The following is a 22,675-nucleotide window of genomic DNA, read 5'->3' on the forward strand; positions in this document are numbered from 1 at the left end:
GTCAGCGGCGACGGCTCTTCCGGTCGTCCTTGACGTGGCCGCGGTAGGTGCGGGTGGGGGCGAACTCGCCCAGCTTGTGACCCACCATCGCGTCGGTGACGAACACCGGCACGTGCTTGCGGCCGTCGTGCACGGCCAAGGTGTGGCCGATCATCGACGGGAGGATCATCGAGCGGCGCGACCACGTCTTGATGACGTTGTGGGTGCCGGCCTCGTTCTGCGCGTCCACCTTCTTCTCGAGGTGGCCGTCGACGAACGGGCCCTTCTTGAGGCTGCGAGGCATCTACCTATCTCCTGCTCAACGCTTCTTGCCGGTGCGGCGACGACGGACGATGAGGGCGTCGGAGGCCTTGCGCCTGCGCGTGCGACCCTCGGGCTTGCCCCACGGGCTGACCGGGTGGCGACCACCGGAGGTCTTGCCCTCGCCACCGCCGTGCGGGTGGTCGACGGGGTTCATGACGACACCGCGGACGGTCGGGCGCTTGCCCTTCCACCGCATGCGGCCGGCCTTGCCCCAGTTGATGTTGGACTGCTCGGCGTTGCCGACCGCGCCGACGGTGGCGCGGCAGCGCACGTCGACGTAGCGCATCTCGCCGGAGGGCAGTCGCAGCTGAGCCCGCGAGCCCTCCTTGGCGACGAGCTGGGCGGAGTTGCCGGCCGAGCGGGCGATCTTGGCGCCGCCGCCGGGCCGCAGCTCCACGCAGTGCACCGTCGTGCCGACGGGGATGTTGCGCAGCGGCAGGTTGTTGCCGGGCTTGATGTCGGCGGTCGGGCCGGACTCCAGCGCGGTGCCCTGCACGACGCCCACCGGCGCGATGACGTAGCGCTTCTCGCCGTCGGCGTAGTGCAGCAGCGCCAGGCGAGCGGTGCGGTTGGGGTCGTACTCGATGTGCGCGACCTTGGCCGGCACGCCGTCCTTGTCGTAGCGACGGAAGTCGACGACGCGGTAGGCGCGCTTGTGACCGCCGCCCTGGTGCCGGGTGGTGATGCGGCCCTGGTTGTTGCGGCCACCCTTCTTGGGCAGCGGCTTGACCAGCGACTTCTCCGGCGTGGAGCGGGTCACCTCGACGAAGTCGGCGACCGACGAGCCCCGGCGGCCCGGGGTGGTCGGCTTGTACTTGCGGATAGCCATCTCTTCAGTCCTCTGCTACGGCGCGGTCAGGAGACCGGGCCGAAGATGTCGATGCGGTCGCCCTCGCGGAGGCTGACGATCGCGCGCTTGGTGTCCTTGCGCTTGCCCAGGCCCACCCGCGTGCGGCGGGTCTTGCCCGGCCGGTTGAGGGTGTTCACCGCGGTGACCTTGACGCCGAAGATCTTCTCGACCGCGACCTTGATCTCGGTCTTGTTCGCGTCGGGGCGCACCAGGAAGGTGTACTTGTTCGCGTCGAGCAGGCCGTAGCTCTTCTCGCTCACGACCGGCGCGATCAGGACGTCGCGGGGGTCCTTGTGCAGGGTGCTCACTTGGCGTCCTCCTTGGTGGTGCCGCCGACGAACGCGTCGTAGGCGCCCTTGGTAAAGACCACGTCGTCGGAGACCAGCACGTCGTAGGTGTTGAGCTGGTCGACGGCGAGCAGGTGGACCGAGCCCACGTTGCGCAGCGACAGCCAGGTCAGGGTGTCGTCACGCTCGAGCACCACCAGCTGGCGGCGGCGGCCCGAGAGCTCGCGCAGCGCCACGACGGCGGACTTCGTCGAGGGGACGTCACCGGTGACCAGCGAGTCGACGACGTGGATGCGGCCCGCGCGGGCGCGGTCGCTCAGCGCGCCACGCAGGGCGGCGGCCTTCATCTTCTTGGGGGTGCGCTGGTCGTAGCTGCGCGGCTGCGGGCCGTGCACGGTGCCACCACCGGCGAACTGCGGCGCACGGGTCGAGCCCTGACGGGCGCGACCGGTGCCCTTCTGGCGGTAGGGCTTCTTGCCACCGCCGCGGACGTTGCCGCGGGTCTTGGTGGCGTGGGTGCCCTGACGCGCCGCGGCCTGCTGGGCCACCACGACCTGGTGGATCAGCGGGACGTTGGTCGGGGCGTCGAAGATCTCGGCGGGGAGATCGACGTCGACGGTGCTGGCGCTCATGCTCCGGCCTCCTCGATCTGCTTCACGGCCGAGCGGACGACCACGAGGCCGCCCTTGGGGCCGGGGACGGCGCCCTTGAGCAGCAGCAGGCCCTTGTCGGCGTCGACCGCGTGGACGGTGACGTTCTGGGTGGTGACGGTGTCGGTGCCCATCCGGCCCGACATCCGGGTGCCGCGGAACACGCGGCCCGGGGTCGCGCAGGCGCCGATCGAACCGGGCTTGCGGTGGTTGCGGTGCGCACCGTGCGAGGCGCCCACGCCGGCGAAGCCGTGGCGCTTCATGGTGCCGGCGAAGCCCTTGCCCTTGCTGGTGCCGGTGACGTCGACCTGCTGGCCGACCTCGAACACCTCGGGGCTGAGCTCCTGGCCGACCTCGTAGGTGGCGGCGTCGGAGGTGCGGATCTCCACGACGTGGCGACGCGGGGTGACCCCGGCCTTCGTGAAGTGGCCCGCCTGCGGCTTGGTGACCTTGCGGCCGTCGATCTCGCCGAAGCCGACCTGGATGGCCTGGTAGCCGTCCTTGTCACCGGTGCGGACCTGGGTCACGACGTTGGTGCCCGCCGCGACGACCGTGAGGGGGACCAGCCGGTTGTTCTCGTCCCACGCCTGGGTCATGCCCACCTTGGTGCCGAGGAGGCCCTTGATGTTGCGTTCCGTGCTCATGTGCCTGTCGTCCCTCTCCGGCCTCAGAGCTTGATCTCGATGTCGACACCGGCCGGGAGGTCGAGCCGCATGAGCGAGTCGACGGTCTTCGGCGTCGGGTCGATGATGTCGATGAGGCGCTTGTGCGTGCGCATCTCGAAGTGCTCGCGGGAGTCCTTGTACTTGTGCGGCGAGCGGATGACGCAGTAGACGTTCTTCTCCGTCGGCAGCGGGACGGGGCCGGCCACCTGGGCGCCGGTCCGGGTCACGGTGTCGACGATCTTCCGCGCCGAGGTGTCGATCACCTCGTGGTCATAGGCCTTGAGCCTGATGCGGATCTTCTGTCCCGCCATCAAACAACGTCCTTCGCTTCTCGATCGCTTGGTCTGGCGCACCCCGGCTCGGCGAGCCCGGCGCGGCGTTGCGTCTGCTTCGTCCGACCCCCGAGGTCGGGCGTGTCGCGATGTCCAGGGGACGTGCGGCAGTGCCGTGGTCGTGGGTGTCGGTCTGGCGCAGGGTCCGGGCCTGGCCCGGACCGACGAGGGTCTCCTGGTGCGGCACGGACACGGAGTGCGCCCCGCCCCGTGGAAGGGGGCGGGCCCAGGAGAGCCTGTTCTGCAGTCAATGTCCGCACCCCGGCGACCCCGCCGGAGCAACCGGACCATCTTGTCAGACGCCCCGTGGCCCTGCAAATCCGCGGGCGACTGCTCCCGTGCCTGGCAGGATTGGCCCCGGCGAGCCGGGGCCGGCGCGTCGGACCAGCACCGCGCGTTGCACCCGGGGGACGACCATGAGCGAGCAGCCCGACGCAGGCTACCCACCGCCCGGACCCACGGGTGCTCCCCCGCCGCCGGGCCCGTCACCGACCTCGCCGCCGGGCCCGTCGTACGGCGCCCCGCCCCCGCCGCCCGGCTACGGCGCCGCGCCGCCGTCGTACGGCGCCCCGCCCCCGGGCCGCGGCTACGCACACCCCGGTCGGCCCGGGCCGTGGCGACCCCCGATCGCGCAGCCCGGCGTGGTCCCGCTGCGCCAGCTGACGCTCGGTGACCTGTTCGGGGGCGCCCTGCAGACGATCCGCCGCAACCCGCGCACCACGATCGCCCTCGCGCTCGCCGTGAGCGCGGCCTTCATGGCACTGCCGGTGCTCGGCTCGCTGCTCTGGGGCGTGCTCGACCTCGGCGGTACCTCCGACGCGCTGCTGGAGGGCGGCGGCGGGCCGCTGTTCACCTTCGCCAGCTATAGCGGCGTGCTGTTCAACCTGCTCGCCAGCCTGGTGATCACCGGGCTGATGACGCGGGTCGTCGCGTCCGCCGTCGTCGGTCGCCCCATGCGCGCCGGCGAGGCGTGGGCGCGCACGCGCGGTCGGCTGCCGGCGCTGCTCGGGCTGGTGCTCGTGTCCCTGCTCCTCACGGTGTTCGTGGTGGGTGGTTTCGCGGTGGTGGGCGTTCTCCTGGCGCTGGCGGCCGGCGGGGGCGAGGTCGCCGCCCTGGTCGGCGGTGTCGGTCTCGGCCTGGTGGGCCTGCTGCCGCTGGTGCTCGTCTACACCCGCTACCTGCTGCTCGCGACGCCGGCGCTGGTGCTCGAGGACCTCGGCGTCGGCGCGGCGCTGCGACGGGCGGGGCAGCTGAGCCGGGGCCAGTTCTGGCGGCTGCTCGGCATCTCGGTGCTGGGCCAGCTCGCCGCCGGTGTCGTGGCGCAGGTCGTCGCCGTGCCGCTCGCCGTCGGCGGCGGGGTCGCGATGGTCTTCGTGGAGAGCAGCTGGGGCCCGGCGGTGTTCCTGCTGTCGCAGAACGTCTCGACCCTGCTGACGACGGCGATCGTCGGCCCGTTCGTCGCCGGCGTGACGACGCTGCAGTACGTCGACCAGCGCTTCCGCAAGGAGGGCCTCGACCTCGCCCTGCTCGAGGGTGCCCTCGGCGACCGGCAGGGGTGACCCTGATCGTCGCCCCGCTCCTGCCCGCGCTCGACGACGTCGACCCCGACCGCGCCCGCGAGCTGCTCCTGCGCGAGCTGTCGCGGTCGCGCTACCAGGAGTCGCTGGTGGAGCGGTTCCAGCGGTGGCTCACCGACCTGCTCGACTCCCTCGGCGAGGCGACCTCGGGCAGCGGCGTCCTCGGCGTGGTGGCCGCCCTGGTCGTCGTGGTCGTGCTCGTCGCGCTGCTCGGCCTCGCGCTGAGCCGGCTGCGGCGCGACGGCGGACGCGAGCGGGCGGTGGCCGCCGTGTTCGAGCAGCGTCGCCGCAGTGCCGAGCAGCACCGCCGCGACGCCGAGGCCGCGCTCGCGGCCGGTCGCCACGACGAGGCGGTGCTCGAGGCGGTGCGGGCCCTGACCGCGGGTCTCGTGGAGCGCGACCTGCTGCGCGACGCCGTCGGGCTCACCGTGCTCGAGACGACCGCGGTGGCGGCGTCGCGGTTCCCGTCGCACGCCGACGACCTGCAGCGGCTGCGCGTGGCCTTCGAGGAGACCCGGTACGGCGACCGACGCGCCGACGCCGTCGTCGCCACCGACGCACTGCGCGTGGAGGAGCTCGTACGCCGCTCCGCCCCGGCCCGGGCGGCCAGCGGCGAGGCACTGCCTGCGGTCCCGTCGTGAGCACGACCACGGCGCCGGCGACGACCGGTCGATGCCGCCGGCTGGTGGTGGGTCTCGCCGTCGCGCTGGGTGCCGGCGTGCTCGTGCTCGTCTCGCTGGGCCAGGACGGCCGCACCGACCTCCCCCTCGACCCGCGCAACCCGGGTCCCGAGGGGGCCGAGGCCGTGGCCCGCGTGCTCGAGCGCCAGGGCGTCGGGGTCACCGTGGTGCGCGACCAGGAGGCGCTGCTGGCGACGGGGGTCGACGGGGCCACGGTCGTCGTCACCGACCCGGGCAGCCTCTCCCCCAGCACCACGGCCGCGCTCGAGGACCACGCGTCCACCGCCGAGGCGCTGGTGGTCGTCGGTGACGGTGCCGCGCTCGCCGGCAGCGGTCCCGGCGAGCCGCTCGGGGTGCAGGCGCCCTCCCGCGACGCCGGCACCGTCGAGGCGGGCTGCGACCTGCCGGCGGCCGCGGGCCTGCGCGTCGCGCTCGACGACGGCGAGGACATCGCGGCCGAGGGCACCACGTCGTGCTTCGGCGGGGCCCTGCTGGCGCTCGACGCCGACGGGGTGCCGCTCCGGCTGCTCGCCGCGCCCGAGGTGCTCGCCAACGGCACGGTGACCGACGCCGACGCGGCCGCCCTGGCGCTGCGGCTGCTGGGCGCCACCGACCGGCTCGTCTGGTACCTGCCCGACACCGCCGACAGCGCCCCCGACGAGACCGTCGGTCTCGGCTCGCTGCTGCCCGACTGGCTGCTGCCGGCGCTGTGGCTGCTCGCCCTGTCCGCGCTCGCCGCGGTGCTGTGGCGCGGGCGTCGGCTCGGGCCGGTGGTCGTCGAGCCGCTCCCGGTCGTGGTGCGGGCCGCCGAGTCCACGCACGCCCGTGGCCGCCTCTACCACCGCGCCGCCGACCGGGGCCACGCGGCGCGGGTGCTCCGCGAGGCCACCCGCGCCCGCCTGGCCCGTCGGCTCCGGCTGGCCCCCGACGCCGCGCCGGAGGTGGTCGCCGACGCCGTCGCGCGGCGTACCGGCCGCGACGCCACCGTGGTCGTCGGGCTGCTCGCCGCCGACCCACCACCGACCCGCGACCCCGAGCTGGCCGACCTCGGCCGGCGCCTGACCGCCCTGGAGGACGAGGTGCACCAGCGATGACCGACCCCCACCCCACCCCTGGTCCCGACCCGACCGTCTCGGCGGACGACGCCCGCAGGGCGCTGCTCGCCGTGCGGCACGAGGTCGGCAAGGCCGTCGTCGGCCAGGACGCGGCGGTCTCCGGCCTGCTCGTGGCGCTGCTGTCGCGCGGGCACGTGCTGATGGAGGGCGTGCCGGGCGTCGCCAAGACGCTGCTGGTGCGCTCGCTCGCCGCGGCCCTCGCCGTCGACACCAAGCGGGTGCAGTTCACCCCCGACCTGATGCCCGGTGACATCACCGGCTCCCTGGTCATCGAGGGTGGCCAGGCGGGCCAGCTGCGCTTCCGCGAGGGGCCGGTCTTCACCCAGCTGCTGCTCGCCGACGAGATCAACCGCACGCCCCCCAAGACCCAGTCGGCGCTGCTCGAGGCCATGGAGGAGGGCCGGGTGTCCGTCGACGGGGTCAGCCGCGCGCTGCCCACGCCCTTCCTGGTCGCGGCCACCCAGAACCCGGTCGAGCAGGAGGGCACCTACCCGCTGCCCGAGGCCCAGCTCGACCGGTTCCTGCTCAAGCTGCACCTGCCGCTGCCGCCGCGCGACGACGAGGTCGCGATCGTGCGTCGGCACGCCGACGGCTTCGACCCGCGCGACGTCGCCGCGGCGGGCGTGACCGCCGTGGCCGGCCCGGCGCACGTCGCGGCCGGGGTCGCCGCGGCCGCGCAGGTGCGGGTCTCCGACGAGGTCGCGGCGTACGTCGTCGACCTCGCCCGGGCGACCCGCGCCTCGCCCTCGCTGGCCCTCGGGGCGAGCCCGCGCGGCGCGACGGCGCTGCTGCGCACCAGCCGGGCGTGGGCGTGGCTGAGCGGCCGCGACTACGTCACCCCCGACGACGTCAAGGCCCTGGCCCACGCCACGCTGGCCCACCGCCTGACGCTGCGCCCGGAGGCCGAGCTCGACGGCGTCGCGGTCTCGCAGGTGCTCGACACCGCGGTCGCCTCCGTCACGGTGCCCCGCTGAGGCGGCCGCCGTGGCGCTGACCTGGCGGGTGCCGGTGCTGCTGCTCCTCGGGGTGGCGGCGGTGGTCGTCGTGCCCTCCGGCTGGACCGTCGTGGTCTGGGCGCTCGCGGTCGGGGTGCTGACGGCCGTCGACGTGCTCCTGGCGCCGCGCCCCTCCGCGCTGGGCCTCGAGCGCGAACCGGTGGCCCGGGTGCGCGTGCAGGAGCCGACGACCACGACGCTGTGCGTGACCTCGTCGGGTCGTCGCCGGGTGCGCGGCGTGCTGCGCGACGCGTGGCAGCCGTCGGCCGGCGCGACCGGCAACCGGCACCGGCTGTCGGTGCCCGCGGGGGCCACGCAGCGCCTGACGACCGACCTGCGGCCCGTGCGACGCGGCGACCTCGGAGCGGTCCGGGTGACGGTGCGGCTCGTCGGGCCGCTCGGGCTGGGCGCGCGGCAGGGCTCGCGCCACGTGCCGGGTGCGCTGCGCGCGCTGCCCGCGTTCCCCTCGCTGCGGCACCTGCCGAGCCGGCTGGCGCGGCTGCGCGAGCTCGACGGCCGCAGCGCCGTACGGGTGCGGGGGCAGGGCACGGAGTTCGACTCGCTGCGCGAGTACGTGCTCGGTGACGACGTCCGCAGCGTCGACTGGCGGGCGAGCGCCCGCAGCCGGTCGGTCGTGGTGCGCACCTGGCAGCCCGAGCGCGACCGTCGGGTCGTCCTGCTCCTCGACACGGGCCGCACCGCGGCCGGCCGCGTCGACGACGTGCCGCGCCTCGACGCGGCCATGGACGCCGCCCTGCTGCTCACCACCCTCGCGGGTCGTGCCGGCGACCGGGTCGGCTTCGTCGCCGGTGACCTCGAGGTCCGGGCGCGGCTGCTCGGCGGCCACCGCCGCGACGTCGTCGGGGAGGTGCAGGAGGTGATGGCGGGGCTCCAGCCCGAGCTCGTCGAGACCGACTGGCGCCGGATGGTCGCCGCGCTCGACGCCGTCAGCCGGCAGCGAGCCCTGGTGGTGCTGCTGACGCCCCTCGAGCCGTCCGCCGTCGAGTCGGGGCTGCTGCCGCTGCTCGGGACGCTGACGGCGCGGCACCGCGTGGTGCTGGCCTCGGTGCGCGACCCCGAGCTCGACCGGGCCGCCCGCCGCCGGGCCGACGCCGTCGAGACGTACGCCGCCGCGGCCGCCGAGCAGGCGTCGGCCGCCCGGCGGCGTACCTCGCAGCTGCTGGAGGCCCTGGGCGTGCACGTGGTCGACGCCGACGCCGACGACCTTCCGGTGCGCCTGGCCGACCACTACCTCGAGCTCAAGGCGACCGGGCGGTTGTGACGGCTCAGCCTGCCGTGGCGACCCGGTCGGCGAGGAGCGCGGCGTCGGCGTCGCCGCTGTGGCCGGCCCGCACCGCGCGGCGCCCCGGGCCCCACACGTAGGCCAGGAAGAGCAGCTCGGCGGCGACGCCGATGCCGACGCGGGCCCAGGTCGGCAGCGGCGACGGCGTCACGAAGCCCTCGATGACCCCGCTGACGAGCAGCACGAGGACCAGGCCGACGGCGATGCCGCCGGCGGCGCGCCCCTCGCGCGAGAGCGACTCCAGCCGCGTCGTGCCGCCGGGGGCCACCCACGACCAGAACAGCCGCAGGCCCACCCCCGCGGCCACGAACACGGCCGTCAGCTCGAGCAGCCCGTGGGGGGTGATGAGACCGAAGAACACCTCGCCGCGGTCGTAGCGCAGCATCAGCGACGCCACGACGGCGAGGTTGAGCAGGTTCTGCCACAGCACCCAGAGCACCGGCACCCCCAGCACCCCGAGCGCGATGCAGAGCGCCGCGACCCAGGCGTTGTTGGTCCACACCTGCGCCGAGAAGCTCGAGGCGGCCGACTCGGAGTAGTAGCTCTCGAAGTCGCTCTCGACGAGCTGGCGCACCTGGGCGGGGTCCATCAGCGTCTGCTCGACCTGGGGGTTCTGCAGCAGCCACCACGTCATCAGCGCGGTGACGGCGTAGCTCACGAGCATGGTCGTCATCCACCAGCGCCGGGTGCGGTAGAGCGCCGCCGGGAAGCGGCGCACCAGGAAGTCGGCCACGCCGGCCCACCCCGCCACCCGGGTGCCGACGACGCGGTGCCGGGCGTGCGACAGCACGCCGCTGAGGTAGGCGACGACCTGGGGGTCGGGGGCGGAGGAGCGCACCACGGACAGGTGGGTGGCGACCTCCTGGTAGAGGGCGACCAGCTCGTCGGCCTCCGCGCCCGTGGCAGGACGGCGACGCGAGAGCCGGTCGAGGCGCTCCCACTCGGCGCGGTGCAGCTGCACGAAGGCGTCGAGGTCCACGGGTCCAGCGTAGGTGCGCGACCCGACCCGCGGGGCGGGGTCGCAGACCTAGGCTGGGCGCGTGAGCCCCCCGACGCCCGGACCCGCCACCACCTGGGGCTCGGTGTCGGAGGCCTTCGACGACACCACCCAGGACCAGCAGGTCACCGGCGAGGCCGTCGCCCTCGAGGTGCCGCCGGCCTCGATCGGGCTGCGGGTCGTCTCGGGGCTGGTCGACGTCGCCGTGCAGGCCGTGCTGCTGACCGTGCTCTCGGTGCTGGCCACCCGGTTGGCCCCCGACGACGCCCTCGCCGCGGCCTTCGGCGTGGTCGCCGTCGTGCTCGTGCTGCTGGTCGGCCCCTCGGTCGTCGAGACCGTCACCGGGGGGCGCAGTCTCGGCAAGCTCGCGGTCGGGCTGCGCTCCGTGCGCGACGACGCCGGCCCCGTCTCCTTCCACCACGTCCTGGTCCGCCACCTCGTCGGTGTCGTCGAGGTCTGGCTGCTCGTGGGCGTGCCGGCGGTGCTGGCCGCCCTGGCGTCGCGCCGGGGCAAGCGGCTCGGCGACATGGTCGCCGGCACCTACGTCGTGCGCGACCGCTTCCGCCTGCAGCTGCCCCCGCCGGTGCCGATGCCGCCGCCCCTGGAGGCGTGGGCCCGCGGCGCCGACCTCGCACCGCTGCCCGTCGGCCTGCAGCTCAGGCTGCGCCAGCTGCTCGCGCGCACCACGGCGTTCAGCCCCGAGGCCCACGAGCGGCTGGTGCGCGCCACCCTCGCCGAGGTCTCGCGCCACGTCGCTCCCCCGCCGCCCGCCGGCGCCCCGCCGCTCGCCGTGCTCGCCGCCGTCGCGGCCGAGCGCCGGCGACGCGACGAGGAGCGGCTGCACCGCGAGGCCGCCCAGCGCCGTCGTCTCGCCGGGCGTCGCTGACCGCGTCGCGGACGCCACGCCTTGTCGGAGCCCGCGCGCAGACCTAGCGTGGGCAGGTGGACGCCTCCGTCCTGGCCGGCATCGTGGCGTGGCTGGCCCTGACCCTCGCCCCTGTCGCCGTGTGGGCGGTGCTCCTGCACGGTGACGGGCTGGCACGCGCGCTGCTGCGCCGGGTCCCGCGGCGCCGGGGCACGACCGTCGTACCGATCGGGCGGCCGCTGCAGGACGTCGCCGCCGACCTGCGCCGGCTCTACCCCGCCGTGCACACGCCCGTGCCGGGCACCCGCATGGCCAAGCAGCGCGGCGTGGTGCTGGCGTACGACGAGCACCTCGTCGTCGCGTCGACGGCCCTGGAGGTGCCGACCAGCCTGCTGCAGCTGCCCCCCGGTGGGGTCGACCGGGAGATCGAGCGGCTGCGGGTCGAGCACGCCCTCGCCGACGCCGGGCTGAGGCTCAGGCCGTGACGCGGCGGTAGCGCAGGTCGGTGATGCCGCGACCCGCGGTGACGCCCTTGCGCTCGAACTTGGTGACCGGGCGCTCGTCCCACCGGGGCACCGCCCCACCCTCGAGGGCGGGCTCGGCGTCGAGCACCGCCCGCATCTGCTCGGCGTACTCGGCCCAGTCGGTGGCCAGCCGCCAGCTGCCGCCAGGCACCAGCCGCGAGCCGACCAGCGCGGCGAACTCGCGCGTGACCAGGCGCCGCTTGTGGTGGCGCTTCTTGGGCCACGGGTCGGGGAAGAACGTCCAGAGCTCGCTCACCGACCCCGGGGCGAAGAGGTGCTCGAGGCACCACACGGCGTCGACCGAGAGCAGCCGTACGTTGTCGGCACCGGCCGCGGCCAGCTCGCCCAGCGTCGCCGCCACCCCGGGCCGCCAGACCTCGAGCGCCACGACGTCGACCTCGGGCCGCGCCGCCGCCAGGACCGCGGTCGCCTCCCCGACCCCGGACCCGATCTCGACCACGCGCGGCGCCGACCGGCCGAAGACCTCGTCCCAGTCGAAGCTCGGCTGGTCGACGGCCTCGTCGGGCACCACCCAGTCGGCGGCGTGGGCGTCCCACGCCTCCTGCTGCGTCGGGGTGAACCGGCTGCCGCGGCGCGAGTAGGTCAGCACCTCGCGCATCCGGCGGCCGTCGTCGGTGAAGCGGTGGTGCGGGCGCGCCGGTGGCAACGGGACGCGGGACGGCTCGGGCACCGGAGCATCCTGCCAAGGTGCCCGCCCCGGCCCCGCCCCGGGTGCTAGTAGGACGCAGCGGCCTCGGCCTGACCGGCGACGTCGAACTCGTTGCCGTCGGGGTCGGCCAGGGTCGCCCACGCGAAGCTCTCGTCACCCCGACGCCCGACGAGCACGGCTCCCGCGGCGACGAGGCGGTCGACCTCGGCGTCGAGGTCGGGCGCCGAGAGGTCGAGGTGGATCTTGTTCTTGCCCGGCGTCGGGTCCTCCACCTTCTGGAACGCCATCAGCACCGGCGGCGCCGGCACCACGACGAACCAGCCGTCGTGGTTCTGCGCCATCTCCGTGCCCAGCTGCTCGGCCCACCAGGTGCCGAGCCGCTCGGCGTCGCGGGTGTCGATCGTGACCATGCCCATCGTCAGCGTCATGGGGCGACGCTAGACGCGACCACCGACGACCTGAACCCCCCGACGGCGTCCGGGTACGGCGAGGGGGTCAGCACATCCGCCCGTCCTGAGGAGGACCCCCCGTGCGTGCAGCCGTCTACGACCGCTTCGGCGGACCCGAGGTGCTCGAGGTCCGCGAGGTCGACGACCCGCCCGTCGGCCCCGACGTCGTGCTGGTGCGCGCGCGGGCGACGAGCGTCAACCCGGTCGACTGGAAGATCCGCGAGGGCTACCTGCAGGGGGCCTTCCCCCACCACCTTCCGATAGTGCCCGGCTGGGACCTCTCCGGCGTGGTGGAGCAGGTCGGCCCGGCCGTCCGCACGGGCCTGCAGGTGGGTGACGAGGTCTACGGCTACGTACGGCGCGACGACGTCGCCGCCGGCACCTCCGCCGAGCTCGTGCCCGCACCGGAGCGCACGCTGACCCGCAAGCCCGCCTCGTTGTCGTTCGAGGAGGCGGCCGCCGTCCCGCTCGCCGGGCTGACGGCGTACCAGTCGGTCGTCGAGGCCCTCGGCGTCGGCAGCGGCGACCGCCTGCTGGTGCACAACGCGGCCGGCGGCGTCGGGCAGTTCGCGGTGCAGATCGCCGTGGCACGCGGCGCCGAGGTGGTGGCGACGGCGTCCGCCGGCAACCACGACCACCTCCGCTCGCTCGGCGCGACCACGGTGCTCGACTACCACGACGGCCCGATCAGCGCCCAGCTCGACGGCCCGGTCGACGCGGTCGTCGACTACGTCGGCGGCGAGGCGCTGGCCGACGCCGCCCAGCAGGTGCGCGACTCCTCGCGGGTGGCCTCGGTGGTCGACGCCGAGACGGTGCTCGGCCTCGGCGGCCACTACGTCTTCGTGCGGCCCGAGCGCGCCCACCTCGACGAGCTCGCTGCGCTGGCCGACGCCGGCTCGCTGCGCGTCGACGTCGCCGCGACGTACTCCCTCGACGACATCGCCGACGCCCACCGCCTCTCCGCCGACGGCCACGTCCGCGGCAAGGTCGTCGTGACGATCTGACCTGGCCGTCGTCGTCAGGATCGGGTCGTCGGGGCGACTGCTCGGCGACCCGATCCTGACGACGGCTGCCTGATTACCCGCCTGACCGGGTAATCAGCGCCTCGATGTCAGGTTCGGGTCGCGACCCGGCCATCGGAGCGACCCGATCCTGACAGTGGTGCGCCCCGAGAAGGCCCGCTCGGGAAAGGCGAAGGCCCCCGGACCGTGAGGTTCGGGGGCCTTCGGTGGTGAAGCGCTAGATCACTTGGTGATCTTGGTGACGCGGCCGGCGCCGACCGTGCGGCCACCCTCGCGGATCGCGAAGCGGAGGCCGTCCTCCATGGCGATCGGCTGGATCAGCTCGACCGTCATGTCGGTGTTGTCGCCGGGCATGACCATCTCGCGACCCTCGGGCAGGGTCACGACGCCGGTCACGTCGGTGGTCCGGAAGTAGAACTGCGGACGGTAGTTGTTGAAGAACGGCGTGTGACGGCCGCCCTCCTCCTTCGAGAGGATGTAGACCGAGGCCTCGAAGTTGGTGTGCGGGGTGGTCGTGCCGGGCTTGATCACGACCATGCCGCGCTCGACGTCCTCGCGCTTGGTGCCGCGCAGGAGCAGTCCCACGTTCTCGCCGGCCTGGCCCTCGTCGAGGAGCTTGCGGAACATCTCGACACCGGTGACCGTGCTCTTCATGGAGCCGGGGCGGATGCCGATGATCTCGACCTCCTCGTTGACCTTCACGACACCGCGCTCGATGCGGCCGGTGATGACCGTGCCGCGACCGGTGATGGTGAAGACGTCCTCGACCGGCATGAGGAAGGGCTTGTCGGTGTCGCGCTCGGGCTGCGGGATGTAGGAGTCGACCGCGTCCATCAGCTCGCCGATGGAGTTGGCCCACTTCTCGTCGCCGTTGAGCGCCGGGAAGGCCGCGACCTGGACGACGGGCACGTCGTCACCGGGGAACTCGTACTCGGAGAGGAGCTCGCGCACCTCCATCTCGACGAGCTCGATGAGCTCCTCGTCGTCGACCATGTCGCACTTGTTGAGCGCGACGACCAGGGCGGGCACGCCGACCTGGCGGGCGAGCAGCACGTGCTCACGGGTCTGCGGCATCGGGCCGTCGGTGGCGGCGACCACGAGGATGGCGCCGTCCATCTGCGCCGCACCGGTGATCATGTTCTTGATGTAGTCGGCGTGACCGGGGCAGTCGACGTGCGCGTAGTGACGCTGCTCGGTCTGGTACTCGATGTGCGCGATCGAGATCGTGATGCCGCGCTGACGCTCCTCGGGGGCCTTGTCGATCGAGTCGAACGGCGACGCCTCGTTGAGGTCGGGGTGCTTGTCGTGCAGGACCTTCGAGATCGCTGCGGTCAACGTCGTCTTGCCGTGGTCGATGTGACCGATCGTGCCGATGTTGACGTGCGGCTTGGTCCGCTCGAACTTCGCCTTAGCCACGGGGGCTCCTCCTGTTGTTGTTCTCTGGATCTAGCTGGTGGGACTCGGTGGTGTTGCGGGTGCTGCTGGGCCGAGGGCCCGGGACGTCACTCGCCGCGGACCTTCTTGACGATCTCGTCGGCGACGTTCTGGGGAACCTCGGCGTACGAGTCGAACTCCATCGAGTACGACGCCTGACCAGAGGTCTTCGACCGCAGGTCCCCAACGTACCCGAACATCTCCGACAGCGGGACGAGGGCGTCGACCACCCGGTCGCCGCTGCGCTCCGACATCGACCGCACCTGACCGCGGCGGGAGTTGATGTCACCGATGACGTCACCCATGAAGTTCTCGGGGGTGACGACCTCGACGGCGAACATCGGCTCCAGCAGGACCGGCTTGGCCATGCGGGCGGCCTCCTTGAAGGCCTGGTTGCCGGCGATCTTGAAGGCCAGCTCGGAGGAGTCGACGTCGTGGTAGGCGCCGTCCTGGAGCGTGAACTTCACGTCGACCATGGGGTAGCCGGCGAGCACGCCGAACTCCATGGCCTCCTGGCCACCCTGGTCGACCGAGGGGATGTACTCCTTCGGCACGCGACCGCCGGTGACGTTGTTGACGAACTCGTAGCCGGCGCCGAGACCGGTCTCGGGGTCGACGTTGGGCTCGAGGTCGATGAGGACCTTCGCGAACTGGCCGGACCCACCGGTCTGCTTCTTGTGGGTGTAGCCGTGCTTCTCCACCTTGCGGCGGATGGTCTCGCGGTAGGCGACCTGCGGCTTGCCGACGGTGGCCTCGACGCGGAACTCGCGACGCATCCGGTCGACGAGGATCTCCAGGTGGAGCTCGCCCATGCCGGCGATGATCGTCTGCCCGGTCTCCTCGTCGGCCTTGACCGTGAAGGTCGGGTCCTCGTCGGAGAGGCGCTGGATCGCGGTGCCGAGCTTCTCCTGGTCACCCTTGGTCTTGGGCTCGATGGCGACCTCGATCACCGGGGCCGGGAAGGTCATCGACTCGAGGATCACCGGGTGGGCTTGGTCGCACAGGGTGTGACCGGTCTTGGTCTCCTTGAGGCCCATGACGGCCACGATCTGGCCGGCGCCGACCGACGCGATCTCCTCACGCTTGTTGGCGTGCATCTGGTAGACCTTGCCGATCCGCTCCTTGCGGCCGTTGACCGAGTTGAGCACCGACGAGCCCGCCTCGAGCTTGCCCGAGTAGACGCGCACGTAGATCAGCTTGCCGAGGTGCGGGTCGGTGGCGATCTTGTAGGCCAGGCCGGAGAACGGCTCGTCGTCGCTGGGCTGACGGACGATGACCTCGTCCTCGTCCTTGACCGAGTGGCCCTGGATGCCGTCGATGTCGAGCGGCGAGGGCAGGTACTTGACGACCGCGTCGAGCAGCGGCTGCACGCCCTTGTTCTTGAAGGCGGTGCCACACAGGACGGGGTTGACCTTGTCGGCGAGCGTGGCGCGACGGATCGCGGCCTCGAGCTCCTCGACCGAGAGGTCCTCGCCCTCGAGGTACTTCTCCATGACGGCGTCGTCGGCCTCGGCGAGCGTCTCGAGGAACCTCTCGCGGTACTCGGCAGCCTGGTCGGCCAGCTCCGCGGGGATCTCCTCGACGTCGTAGTCCTCGCCCATCTTGGTCTCGCCGCGCCAGGTGAGCGCGCGCATGCCGACCAGGTCGACGACACCGAGGAAGTCGGACTCGGCACCGATGGGCAGCTGCAGCACCAGCGGGGTGCTGTTGAGGCGCTCGACCATCATGTCGACGCAGCGGAAGAAGTCGGCGCCGGTGCGGTCGAGCTTGTTGACGAAGCACATCCGCGGCACGGAGTACTTGTTGGCCTGGCGCCAGACCGTCATGGTCTGCGGCTCCACGCCCGCGACGCCGTCGAACACCGCGACGGCGCCGTCGAGGACGCGCAGCGAGCGCTCGACCTCGGCGGTGAAGTCGACGTGCCCGGGGGTGTCGATGATGTTGATCTGGTGGTCCTTCCACCAGCAGGTGGTCGCGGCGGAGGTGATGGTGATGCCGCGCTCCTGCTCCTGCTCCATCCAGTCCATGACGGCCGCGCCGTCGTGGACCTCACCGATCTTGTAGCTGATGCCGGTGTAGAAGAGGATCCGCTCGGTGGTGGTGGTCTTGCCGGCGTCGATGTGCGCCATGATGCCGATGTTGCGGACCTTGTTGAGGTCGGTGGTGATGTCGACGGCCACGGTTGGCTTCGATCCCCTCGGTAGAGCTGGTGGTTGGAAGGTGCTGGTGGGGGCGGGTACGCCGCTCGCACGGGGCGGGCGGCGTACCCGTCAGGTCACCAGCGGTAGTGCGCGAAGGCCCGGTTGGACTCGGCCATCTTGTGGGTGTCCTCGCGCTTCTTCACCGCGGCACCGAGGCCGTTGGAGGCGTCGAGGATCTCGTTCATGAGGCGCTCGGTCATGGTCTTCTCGCGGCGGGCCTGCGAGTAGCTGACCAGCCAGCGGAGCGCCAGCGTGGTGCTGCGGCCGGGCTTGACCTCGATCGGCACCTGGTAGGTCGCACCGCCGACGCGGCGGGACTTGACCTCGATGGCGGGCTTGACGTTGTCGAGCGCGCGCTTGAGCGTGATGACCGGGTCGGTGCCGGTCTTCTCGCGGGTGCCCTCGAGGGCGTTGTAGACGATGCGCTGCGCGACCTGCTTCTTGCCGTCCTGCAGGATCTTGCTCACCAGCTGGGAGACGAGCTGCGAGCCGTAGACGGGGTCGACGTCGATCGGGCGCTTGGGAGCGGGGCCCTTGCGAGGCATGTCAGCTCTTCTCCTTCTTCGCGCCGTAGCGGCTGCGGGCCTGCTTGCGGTTCTTGACACCCTGGGTGTCGAGCGAGCCGCGGATGATCTTGTAGCGGACGCCGGGGAGGTCCTTCACCCGGCCGCCGCGCACGAGCACCATCGAGTGCTCCTGGAGGTTGTGGCCCACGCCCGGGATGTAAGCGGTGACCTCGATGCCGCTCGACAGGCGCACGCGGGCGACCTTGCGGAGGGCAGAGTTCGGCTTCTTCGGGGTGGTGGTGTAGACGCGGGTGCAGACACCGCGTCGCTGGGGCGAACCCTTGAGGGCAGGCGTCTTGTTCTTCGACACCTTGTCCTCGCGGCCCTTGCGGACCAGCTGGTTGATCGTGGGCACCGAGTGGTTCCCTTTCTTTTCGGCTCTCAGCGCCGGCACTCTGCCGGGCGCGCGGGTCGTGCGTCGTTGCGGTGGTGCGAGATCGAGGGCCCGGACGGACGGCGCCGTGTGGCGGGCACGCGAAACGGCCTGGACGACCAGGCACGATCCCCCAGCGTACGCGGGCCGTCCGACCCACGCAAAACCCAGCACGGCGCCGAGGCCGCCGGCGCCCGGACGCGGGCGCACGGCGATCGGAGCGGGACTCAGCCGCCGGCGGCAGCGGCCTGGGCGGCCGCCTCCGCGGGGTCGAAGCCGAAGCTGCCGATCGTGGTGAGCGTGCCGGCGGCGTGGGCACGGAGCACGGCGCCCTCGTGGGGCACGACCAGGTCGGGAAGCGCGTCGAGGGGCCACCAGCGCAGGTCGGCGGCCTTGGCCCTCTCGACCAGGCGGGGCTCGCCCGTCCACCGACGGCAGGCGAAGAACCAGTCGACCCGCTCGTCGACCGCACGGCCGTTGCCCCCGGTGCGGTGCAGCGAGGTCAGCGGCTCAAGGTCGAGCACCTCGATGCCCAGCTCCTCGCGGGCCTCGCGGGCGGCGGCGTCGAGCACCGACTCCCCCGCCTCGACGTGCCCGGCGGCGCCGCAGGCCCAGCGGCCGTCCATGAAGCCGGTGCCCTGCCGCAGCTGGAGCAGCACCTCCTCACCACCGTCGGCACCCGGCCGGAGCAGGGCGACGTACGCCGCCGGGACGACGCTGAACCTGTCGAAGCGCTCGCTCATGCGTCGCGCAGCAGCAGCTCGGCGAGGTGCAGCGCGCGGCGGCCCTCGAGGTCGTCGAGCTGGGTGCGGCACGAGAAGCCGTCGGCGAGCACGACCGCGTCGGGGCCCGCGTCGCGCAGCGCGGGCAGCAGGTGGGTCTCGGCGACCGCGACGGAGACCTCGTAGTGGCCCTGCTCGACACCGAAGTTGCCGGCGAGGCCGCAGCAGCCGCTGACCCGCGTGACGCTCGCACCGGTGCTGGCCAGCAGCGCGGCGTCGGTCTCCCAACCCACCACAGCGTGCTGGTGGCAGTGCGGCTGGGCGACCACCTCGGTGCCGGTGAGGTCGGGCGGCGTCCAGGCGCCGCTGCGCACCTGACCGGCGAGCACCTCGGCCAGCGAGCGCACGCCCGCGGCCACCTCGCCCACCCGCGGGTCGTCGACGAGCTGGGCGGCGTCCTCGCGCAGCGCGGCGAGGCAGCTGGGCTCGAGGCCGACGACCGGCGTGCCGCTGGCGACGTAGGGGTGCAGGGTCGCGACGGTGCTGGTCAGGATGCGCCGCGCGGCGTCGAGCTGGCCGGTGGTGACCCAGGTCAGGCCGCAGCACGCGGGCTCCTGGATCACCGCGGCGCGCAGCCCAGCCTGCTCGAGCAGCGCGAGCGCGGCGCGACCGGTGTCGGCGGAGAAGCGGTCGGTGAAGGAGTCGGCCCAGACCCACACGTCGACCTCGGTCGGCGGCGGGGACGTGGCCCCGCGCGTGCGCAGCGGACGCTCCTCGAAGCGCGGCAGCGAGCGGCGTTGGTCGACGCCGGCAGCGGCCTTGGCCAGGCGGGCCACCGGGCCCAGCCGCAGCGCGGCGTTGGCGAGGCGCGGGGGCGTCAGGCGGGCCCACCGCGGCAGCTGGCCGAGGGCGTAGTGGGAGCGCGGCCGGAGCCGGCGACGGTACTTCTGGTGCAGCACCTCCGACTTGTACGTCGCCAGGTCGACGCCGGTGGGACAGTCGCGCGCGCAGCCCTTGCACGACAGGCACAGGTCGAGGGCGTCGGTGACGGCGTCGTCGTGCACCGACAGCACGCCCGCCGCGACGTCCTGCAGCACGTGGGCCCGACCGCGGGTGGAGTCCTTCTCCTCCCGGGTGGCCTGGTACGACGGGCACATCACGCCGCCCGCCGGGGTCGTGTCGGCCACGCACCGCCCCACGCCGGTGCACCGGTGGGTCGCGGCCGCGAAGGAGCCGCCGTCGTCGGCCAGCCGCAGCGTCGGCCGGAGGACCGGTGTGGCCGGGAGGCCGGCCAGGCGCAGGTCGGTGTCGAAGGGGGCCGGGTCGACCAGCACGCCGGGGTTGAGCAGGCCCTCGGGGTCGAGCACCCGCTTGGCCTGCTCCATCAGCGCCAGTGCCTGGGGGCCGTACATGCGCGGCAGCAGCTCGCTGCGCGCCCGGCCGTCGCCGTGCTCGCCCGACATCGAGCCGCCGTAGCCGGCGACGAGGTCGGCGGCCGCCTCGACGAACGAGCGGTAACCGGCCCGACCGCGGGGGTCCTCCAGCTCGAAGTCGATGCGCACGTGCACGCAGCCGTCGCCGAAGTGGCCGTAGGGCACCCCGTCGAGCCGGTGCTCGCGCAGCAGGGCGTCGAAGTCGCGCAGGTAGGGGCCGAGCTTCTCGGGCGGGACGGCGGCGTCCTCCCAGCCGGCGTGCGCGGGGCGCGACAGCGAGCGGGCGCCGAGGCCGGCGCCGTCCTCGCGGATGCGCCACAGCGCGCCCTGCTGCCGGGCGTCGGTGACGACCTGGTGCGGCACGCCCGCGGTGCGCGCGACGGCCTCGGCCTTCGCCTGCACCTCGGCGACGCTGTCGCCCGTCACCTCGGCGAAGAGCCAGCCCCCGCCGACGGGGAGCTCGGGCGCGCCGGGCACCAGGTCGACGATGCGTTTGCCGAGACCCTCGCAGGCGACCAGGTCGTGCTCGAGCAGGGCCGGCACCGCGTCAGCGGCATCGGCCATGTCGGCGTACGCCAGCACGGCGAGCGCGCGGTGCGGGGCGTCCTCGACGAGCCGCACGTGGGCGTCGAGCACGACGCCGAGGGTGCCCTCGGTGCCGGTGAGGAAGCGGTCGAAGCGGCGGCCCCGCTCGGGCAGCAGGTGCTCGAAGGAGTAGCCGGAGACCTGCCGGCCGAAGCGCCCGAACTCGGTGCGGACGACACCGAGGTGCTCGTCGACCAGCGCGCGCAGCCGCGCGACCTGGGCGGTCTCGTGGTGGCCGTCGAGCGCGGTGTCGACGACGGTGCCGTCGGCGAGCAGCACGCGCAGCGACACCACGTTGTCGACCGTGCGGCCGTAGCCGAGCGCGCGGGAGCCGCAGGCGTTGTTGCCGATCATGCCGCCGACGGTGCAGCGGCTGTGGGTCGAGGGGTCGGGCCCGAAGCGCAGCCCCAGCGGGGTCGCCTGCCGCTGCAGGGTCGCGTGGACGGCGCCGGGCTCGACGTGCGCGACGTGGGCGTCGGTGTCGATCCCGAGCACGCGGTGGAGGTGGCGGCGGGTGTCGAGCACGATCCCGCGGCCGACGGCGTTGCCGGCGATCGAGGTGCCGGCGCCGCGCATCGTCAGCGGAGTGCCGGTCTCGCGCGCGACGGCCAGCGTCGCGGCGATCTCGTCGGCGTCGCGCGGACGCACCACGACCCGCGGCTCGATCCGGTAGAGCGAGGCGTCCGCGGCGTACAGCGAGCGCGTCAGCGTGCTGTCGTCGACGTCGGTGACGCCGGCCCGGCGCAGGGCAGCACCGACGTCGGCGACGCCGGTGCCGGCGTCGGTGAGGGTCTGGGTCACCACAGCTCCATCGAGCGGGTCAGGATGGCGGAGACGTCCTCCTCGGTCACCTCGCGCGGGGCGGTGGCGAGCAGGCGCTGCTGCTTCATGGTGCCGGCGACGAGGTCGTCGACGTGCGAGGCGTCGTAGCCGACCTCGGCGAGGCCGGAGGGGATGCCGATGTCCTTCATCAGCCGGGCGAGCACGGCGGGCAGGGCGTCGGGGCCGTCGCCGCCGTGGCCGGGCTCGAGCAGCTCCGCGGCGCGCAGGTGCCGCTCGGGCGAGGCCTCGAAGCTCCAGCGGAAGGCCTCGGGCGCGGTCAGCGAGACCGCCATGCCGTGCGGCACCATCGCGTGGTCGGCGTCGTAGCCGTCGGGTCGGAACGACTCCACCTGGCCCGCGATCGGGTAGGCGTTGGCGTGCGGGACGTGCACGCCGGCGTTGCCGAAGCCGAGCCCGGCGAAGGTCGAGGCGAGCGCCATGTCGTGACGCGCCTGAGCGTCGTCGCCGTGGTGCACCGCCCGGCGGAACGACGTGGCCAGCAGCGCCATCGCCCGCTCGGACCACATGTCGGAGATCGGGTTGGCGCCGCAGTAGGGCACCCGCTGCTCCGGCTGCTTCTTGTCGTACGCCGAGAAGGGTCGCGCGGTGTAGCTCTCGAGGGCGTGGCACAGGATGTCCATGCCGGACGCGGCGGTCACCCCGGCGGGCTGCGACCGGGTCAGCACCGGGTCGACCACGGCCATCAGCGGTCGCAGCCGGGGGTGGGAGATGCCGCTCTTGACGCGCTGCTCGACCACGTCGAGCACGCACACCGTGGTCGACTCCGAGCCCGTGCCGGTCGTGGTCGGCACCGCCACGAGCGGGGCGAGCGGGTTCGCCGGGGCCCGGCCGCCGCCCACGGGCGCGTTGACGTAGTCGAGCAGCTCGCCGTCGTTGGTGCAGAGCAGGTCGACGGCCTTGGCGGTGTCGATGGCCGAGCCGCCGCCCACTGCGACGAAGGCGTCCCACGGGCCCGTCGACCGGGCGTGGTCGACGGCGTGGCGCAGGCTCGCGTCGGTGGGCTCGGCGCGGGCCTGGTCGTAGACGACCGCCTCGATGCCGAACTGGGCCATCTGGTCGGCGACGCGCTGCGGGTGGCCCGTGGCCCCGACGCCCGGGTCGGTGATCACCAGCACCCGCCTGACGCCCAGCTGACCGAGGTCGTGGCCGATCTCGTCGCTGGCACCCTCGCCGAACTTCAGCTGGGGAGCGCCGTAGGTGAACACCGACTCGTGCATGAGGCCAATCTACGTCG

Annotated in this window: 23 protein-coding genes and 1 pseudogene; 8 read left to right on the plus strand and 16 right to left on the minus strand. The window is 73.5% G+C overall.

The annotated features are described in order from the left end of the window. Window position 1: 1 nt before the first annotated feature. From rpsS to rpsJ, 6 genes and pseudogenes are all read right to left on the minus strand, one after another. A complete protein-coding gene (gene rpsS / locus ACYU8I_RS01790) occupies window positions 2–283 on the minus strand; it encodes a 30S ribosomal protein S19 (protein WP_460836756.1) in 282 nt (93 codons plus the stop codon). A gap of 15 nt (window positions 284–298) precedes the next feature. After that, entirely contained in the window at window positions 299–1,132 is an 834-nt protein-coding gene (rplB, locus tag ACYU8I_RS01795; RefSeq protein WP_460836759.1) for a 50S ribosomal protein L2, read from the minus strand. Between the two features lie 26 nt (window positions 1,133–1,158). Continuing rightward, on the minus strand, window positions 1,159–1,461 hold the full coding sequence (rplW, locus tag ACYU8I_RS01800; RefSeq protein WP_460836762.1) for a 50S ribosomal protein L23: 303 nt from the start codon (window positions 1,459–1,461) through the stop codon (window positions 1,159–1,161). A gap of 23 nt (window positions 1,462–1,484) precedes the next feature. Then, window positions 1,485–2,072: pseudogene (rplD, locus tag ACYU8I_RS01805) on the minus strand (50S ribosomal protein L4); the annotation flags it as partial. Continuing rightward, window positions 2,069–2,734, minus strand: a complete 666-nt coding sequence (rplC, locus tag ACYU8I_RS01810; RefSeq protein WP_460836767.1) for a 50S ribosomal protein L3 — start codon at window positions 2,732–2,734, stop codon at window positions 2,069–2,071. The pseudogene rplD and the gene rplC, both read right to left, overlap by 4 nt. A gap of 23 nt (window positions 2,735–2,757) precedes the next feature. Continuing rightward, on the minus strand, window positions 2,758–3,066 hold the full coding sequence (gene rpsJ / locus ACYU8I_RS01815; RefSeq protein WP_026877498.1) for a 30S ribosomal protein S10: 309 nt from the start codon (window positions 3,064–3,066) through the stop codon (window positions 2,758–2,760). A 437-nt stretch (window positions 3,067–3,503) separates the two neighbouring features. Here rpsJ and ACYU8I_RS01820 point away from each other — a divergent pair, with 437 nt between their 5' ends. The 5 genes from ACYU8I_RS01820 to ACYU8I_RS01840 are packed head-to-tail and all read left to right on the plus strand — an operon-like array spanning window position 3,504 to window position 8,736. Then, the gene (locus tag ACYU8I_RS01820; RefSeq protein WP_460836770.1) at window positions 3,504–4,646 is read left to right on the plus strand and encodes a hypothetical protein; all 1,143 of its coding nucleotides are present in this window, start codon (window positions 3,504–3,506) and stop codon (window positions 4,644–4,646) included. Then, window positions 4,643–5,305: a DUF4129 domain-containing protein gene (locus ACYU8I_RS01825; RefSeq protein WP_460836771.1), complete on the plus strand. Its 663-nt coding sequence runs from the start codon at window positions 4,643–4,645 to the stop codon at window positions 5,303–5,305. Before ACYU8I_RS01820 ends, ACYU8I_RS01825 begins: the two co-directional genes overlap by 4 nt. Then, on the plus strand, window positions 5,302–6,438 hold the full coding sequence (locus ACYU8I_RS01830) for a DUF4350 domain-containing protein (RefSeq protein WP_460836773.1): 1,137 nt from the start codon (window positions 5,302–5,304) through the stop codon (window positions 6,436–6,438). Before ACYU8I_RS01825 ends, ACYU8I_RS01830 begins: the two co-directional genes overlap by 4 nt. Next, complete coding sequence (locus tag ACYU8I_RS01835; RefSeq protein ID WP_460836775.1) at window positions 6,435–7,433, plus strand: AAA family ATPase; 999 nt, start codon at window positions 6,435–6,437, stop codon at window positions 7,431–7,433. Before ACYU8I_RS01830 ends, ACYU8I_RS01835 begins: the two co-directional genes overlap by 4 nt. Before the next feature lie 10 nt (window positions 7,434–7,443). After that, window positions 7,444–8,736, plus strand: coding sequence for a DUF58 domain-containing protein (locus ACYU8I_RS01840; RefSeq protein WP_460836777.1), 1,293 nt, complete (start codon window positions 7,444–7,446; stop codon window positions 8,734–8,736). 4 nt (window positions 8,737–8,740) lie between these two features. Here the strand turns inward: ACYU8I_RS01840 and ACYU8I_RS01845 are convergent, their stop codons facing one another. Further along, on the minus strand, window positions 8,741–9,736 hold the full coding sequence (locus tag ACYU8I_RS01845) for a stage II sporulation protein M (protein ID WP_460836780.1): 996 nt from the start codon (window positions 9,734–9,736) through the stop codon (window positions 8,741–8,743). Between the two features lie 61 nt (window positions 9,737–9,797). Between ACYU8I_RS01845 and ACYU8I_RS01850 the strand changes: the two genes are divergently transcribed. After that, complete coding sequence (locus ACYU8I_RS01850; protein WP_460836781.1) at window positions 9,798–10,640, plus strand: RDD family protein; 843 nt, start codon at window positions 9,798–9,800, stop codon at window positions 10,638–10,640. A 56-nt stretch (window positions 10,641–10,696) separates the two neighbouring features. Beyond that, a complete protein-coding gene (locus ACYU8I_RS01855; RefSeq protein ID WP_460836784.1) occupies window positions 10,697–11,104 on the plus strand; it encodes a hypothetical protein in 408 nt (135 codons plus the stop codon). On the opposite strand, the gene trmB is transcribed toward ACYU8I_RS01855, so the two are convergent. Both trmB and ACYU8I_RS01865 read right to left on the minus strand, forming a co-directional pair. Continuing rightward, window positions 11,094–11,834, minus strand: coding sequence for a tRNA (guanosine(46)-N7)-methyltransferase TrmB (trmB, locus tag ACYU8I_RS01860; protein WP_460836787.1), 741 nt, complete (start codon window positions 11,832–11,834; stop codon window positions 11,094–11,096). The two genes, ACYU8I_RS01855 and trmB, sit on opposite strands and share 11 nt — an antisense overlap. 44 nt (window positions 11,835–11,878) lie before the next feature. Beyond that, entirely contained in the window at window positions 11,879–12,241 is a 363-nt protein-coding gene (locus ACYU8I_RS01865) for a VOC family protein (RefSeq protein WP_460836789.1), read from the minus strand. A 101-nt stretch (window positions 12,242–12,342) separates the two neighbouring features. Here ACYU8I_RS01865 and ACYU8I_RS01870 point away from each other — a divergent pair, with 101 nt between their 5' ends. Further along, on the plus strand, window positions 12,343–13,266 hold the full coding sequence (locus tag ACYU8I_RS01870; RefSeq protein WP_460836793.1) for an NADP-dependent oxidoreductase: 924 nt from the start codon (window positions 12,343–12,345) through the stop codon (window positions 13,264–13,266). Window positions 13,267–13,506: 240 nt separating this feature from the next. Here the strand turns inward: ACYU8I_RS01870 and tuf are convergent, their stop codons facing one another. From tuf to ACYU8I_RS01905, 7 genes are all read right to left on the minus strand, one after another. After that, on the minus strand, window positions 13,507–14,700 hold the full coding sequence (gene tuf / locus ACYU8I_RS01875; RefSeq protein WP_460836797.1) for an elongation factor Tu: 1,194 nt from the start codon (window positions 14,698–14,700) through the stop codon (window positions 13,507–13,509). Between the two features lie 86 nt (window positions 14,701–14,786). Then, window positions 14,787–16,847, minus strand: coding sequence for an elongation factor G (fusA, locus tag ACYU8I_RS01880; RefSeq protein WP_460837219.1), 2,061 nt, complete (start codon window positions 16,845–16,847; stop codon window positions 14,787–14,789). 146 nt (window positions 16,848–16,993) lie between these two features. Next, on the minus strand, window positions 16,994–17,464 hold the full coding sequence (gene rpsG / locus ACYU8I_RS01885; protein WP_460836801.1) for a 30S ribosomal protein S7: 471 nt from the start codon (window positions 17,462–17,464) through the stop codon (window positions 16,994–16,996). 1 nt (window position 17,465) lies between these two features. After that, window positions 17,466–17,840, minus strand: coding sequence for a 30S ribosomal protein S12 (rpsL, locus tag ACYU8I_RS01890; RefSeq protein WP_460836804.1), 375 nt, complete (start codon window positions 17,838–17,840; stop codon window positions 17,466–17,468). A 245-nt stretch (window positions 17,841–18,085) separates the two neighbouring features. Further along, a complete protein-coding gene (locus ACYU8I_RS01895) occupies window positions 18,086–18,601 on the minus strand; it encodes an NUDIX domain-containing protein (RefSeq protein ID WP_460836807.1) in 516 nt (171 codons plus the stop codon). Continuing rightward, the gene (locus tag ACYU8I_RS01900; protein ID WP_460836809.1) at window positions 18,598–21,399 is read right to left on the minus strand and encodes an FAD-binding and (Fe-S)-binding domain-containing protein; all 2,802 of its coding nucleotides are present in this window, start codon (window positions 21,397–21,399) and stop codon (window positions 18,598–18,600) included. The genes ACYU8I_RS01895 and ACYU8I_RS01900 overlap by 4 nt, the downstream gene beginning before the upstream one ends. Beyond that, entirely contained in the window at window positions 21,396–22,658 is a 1,263-nt protein-coding gene (locus tag ACYU8I_RS01905) for a hydroxyacid-oxoacid transhydrogenase (RefSeq protein ID WP_460836811.1), read from the minus strand. Before ACYU8I_RS01905 ends, ACYU8I_RS01900 begins: the two co-directional genes overlap by 4 nt. Window positions 22,659–22,675 lie beyond the last annotated feature (17 nt).

The sequence above is a fragment of the Nocardioides marmoraquaticus genome (genome assembly GCF_054777915.1).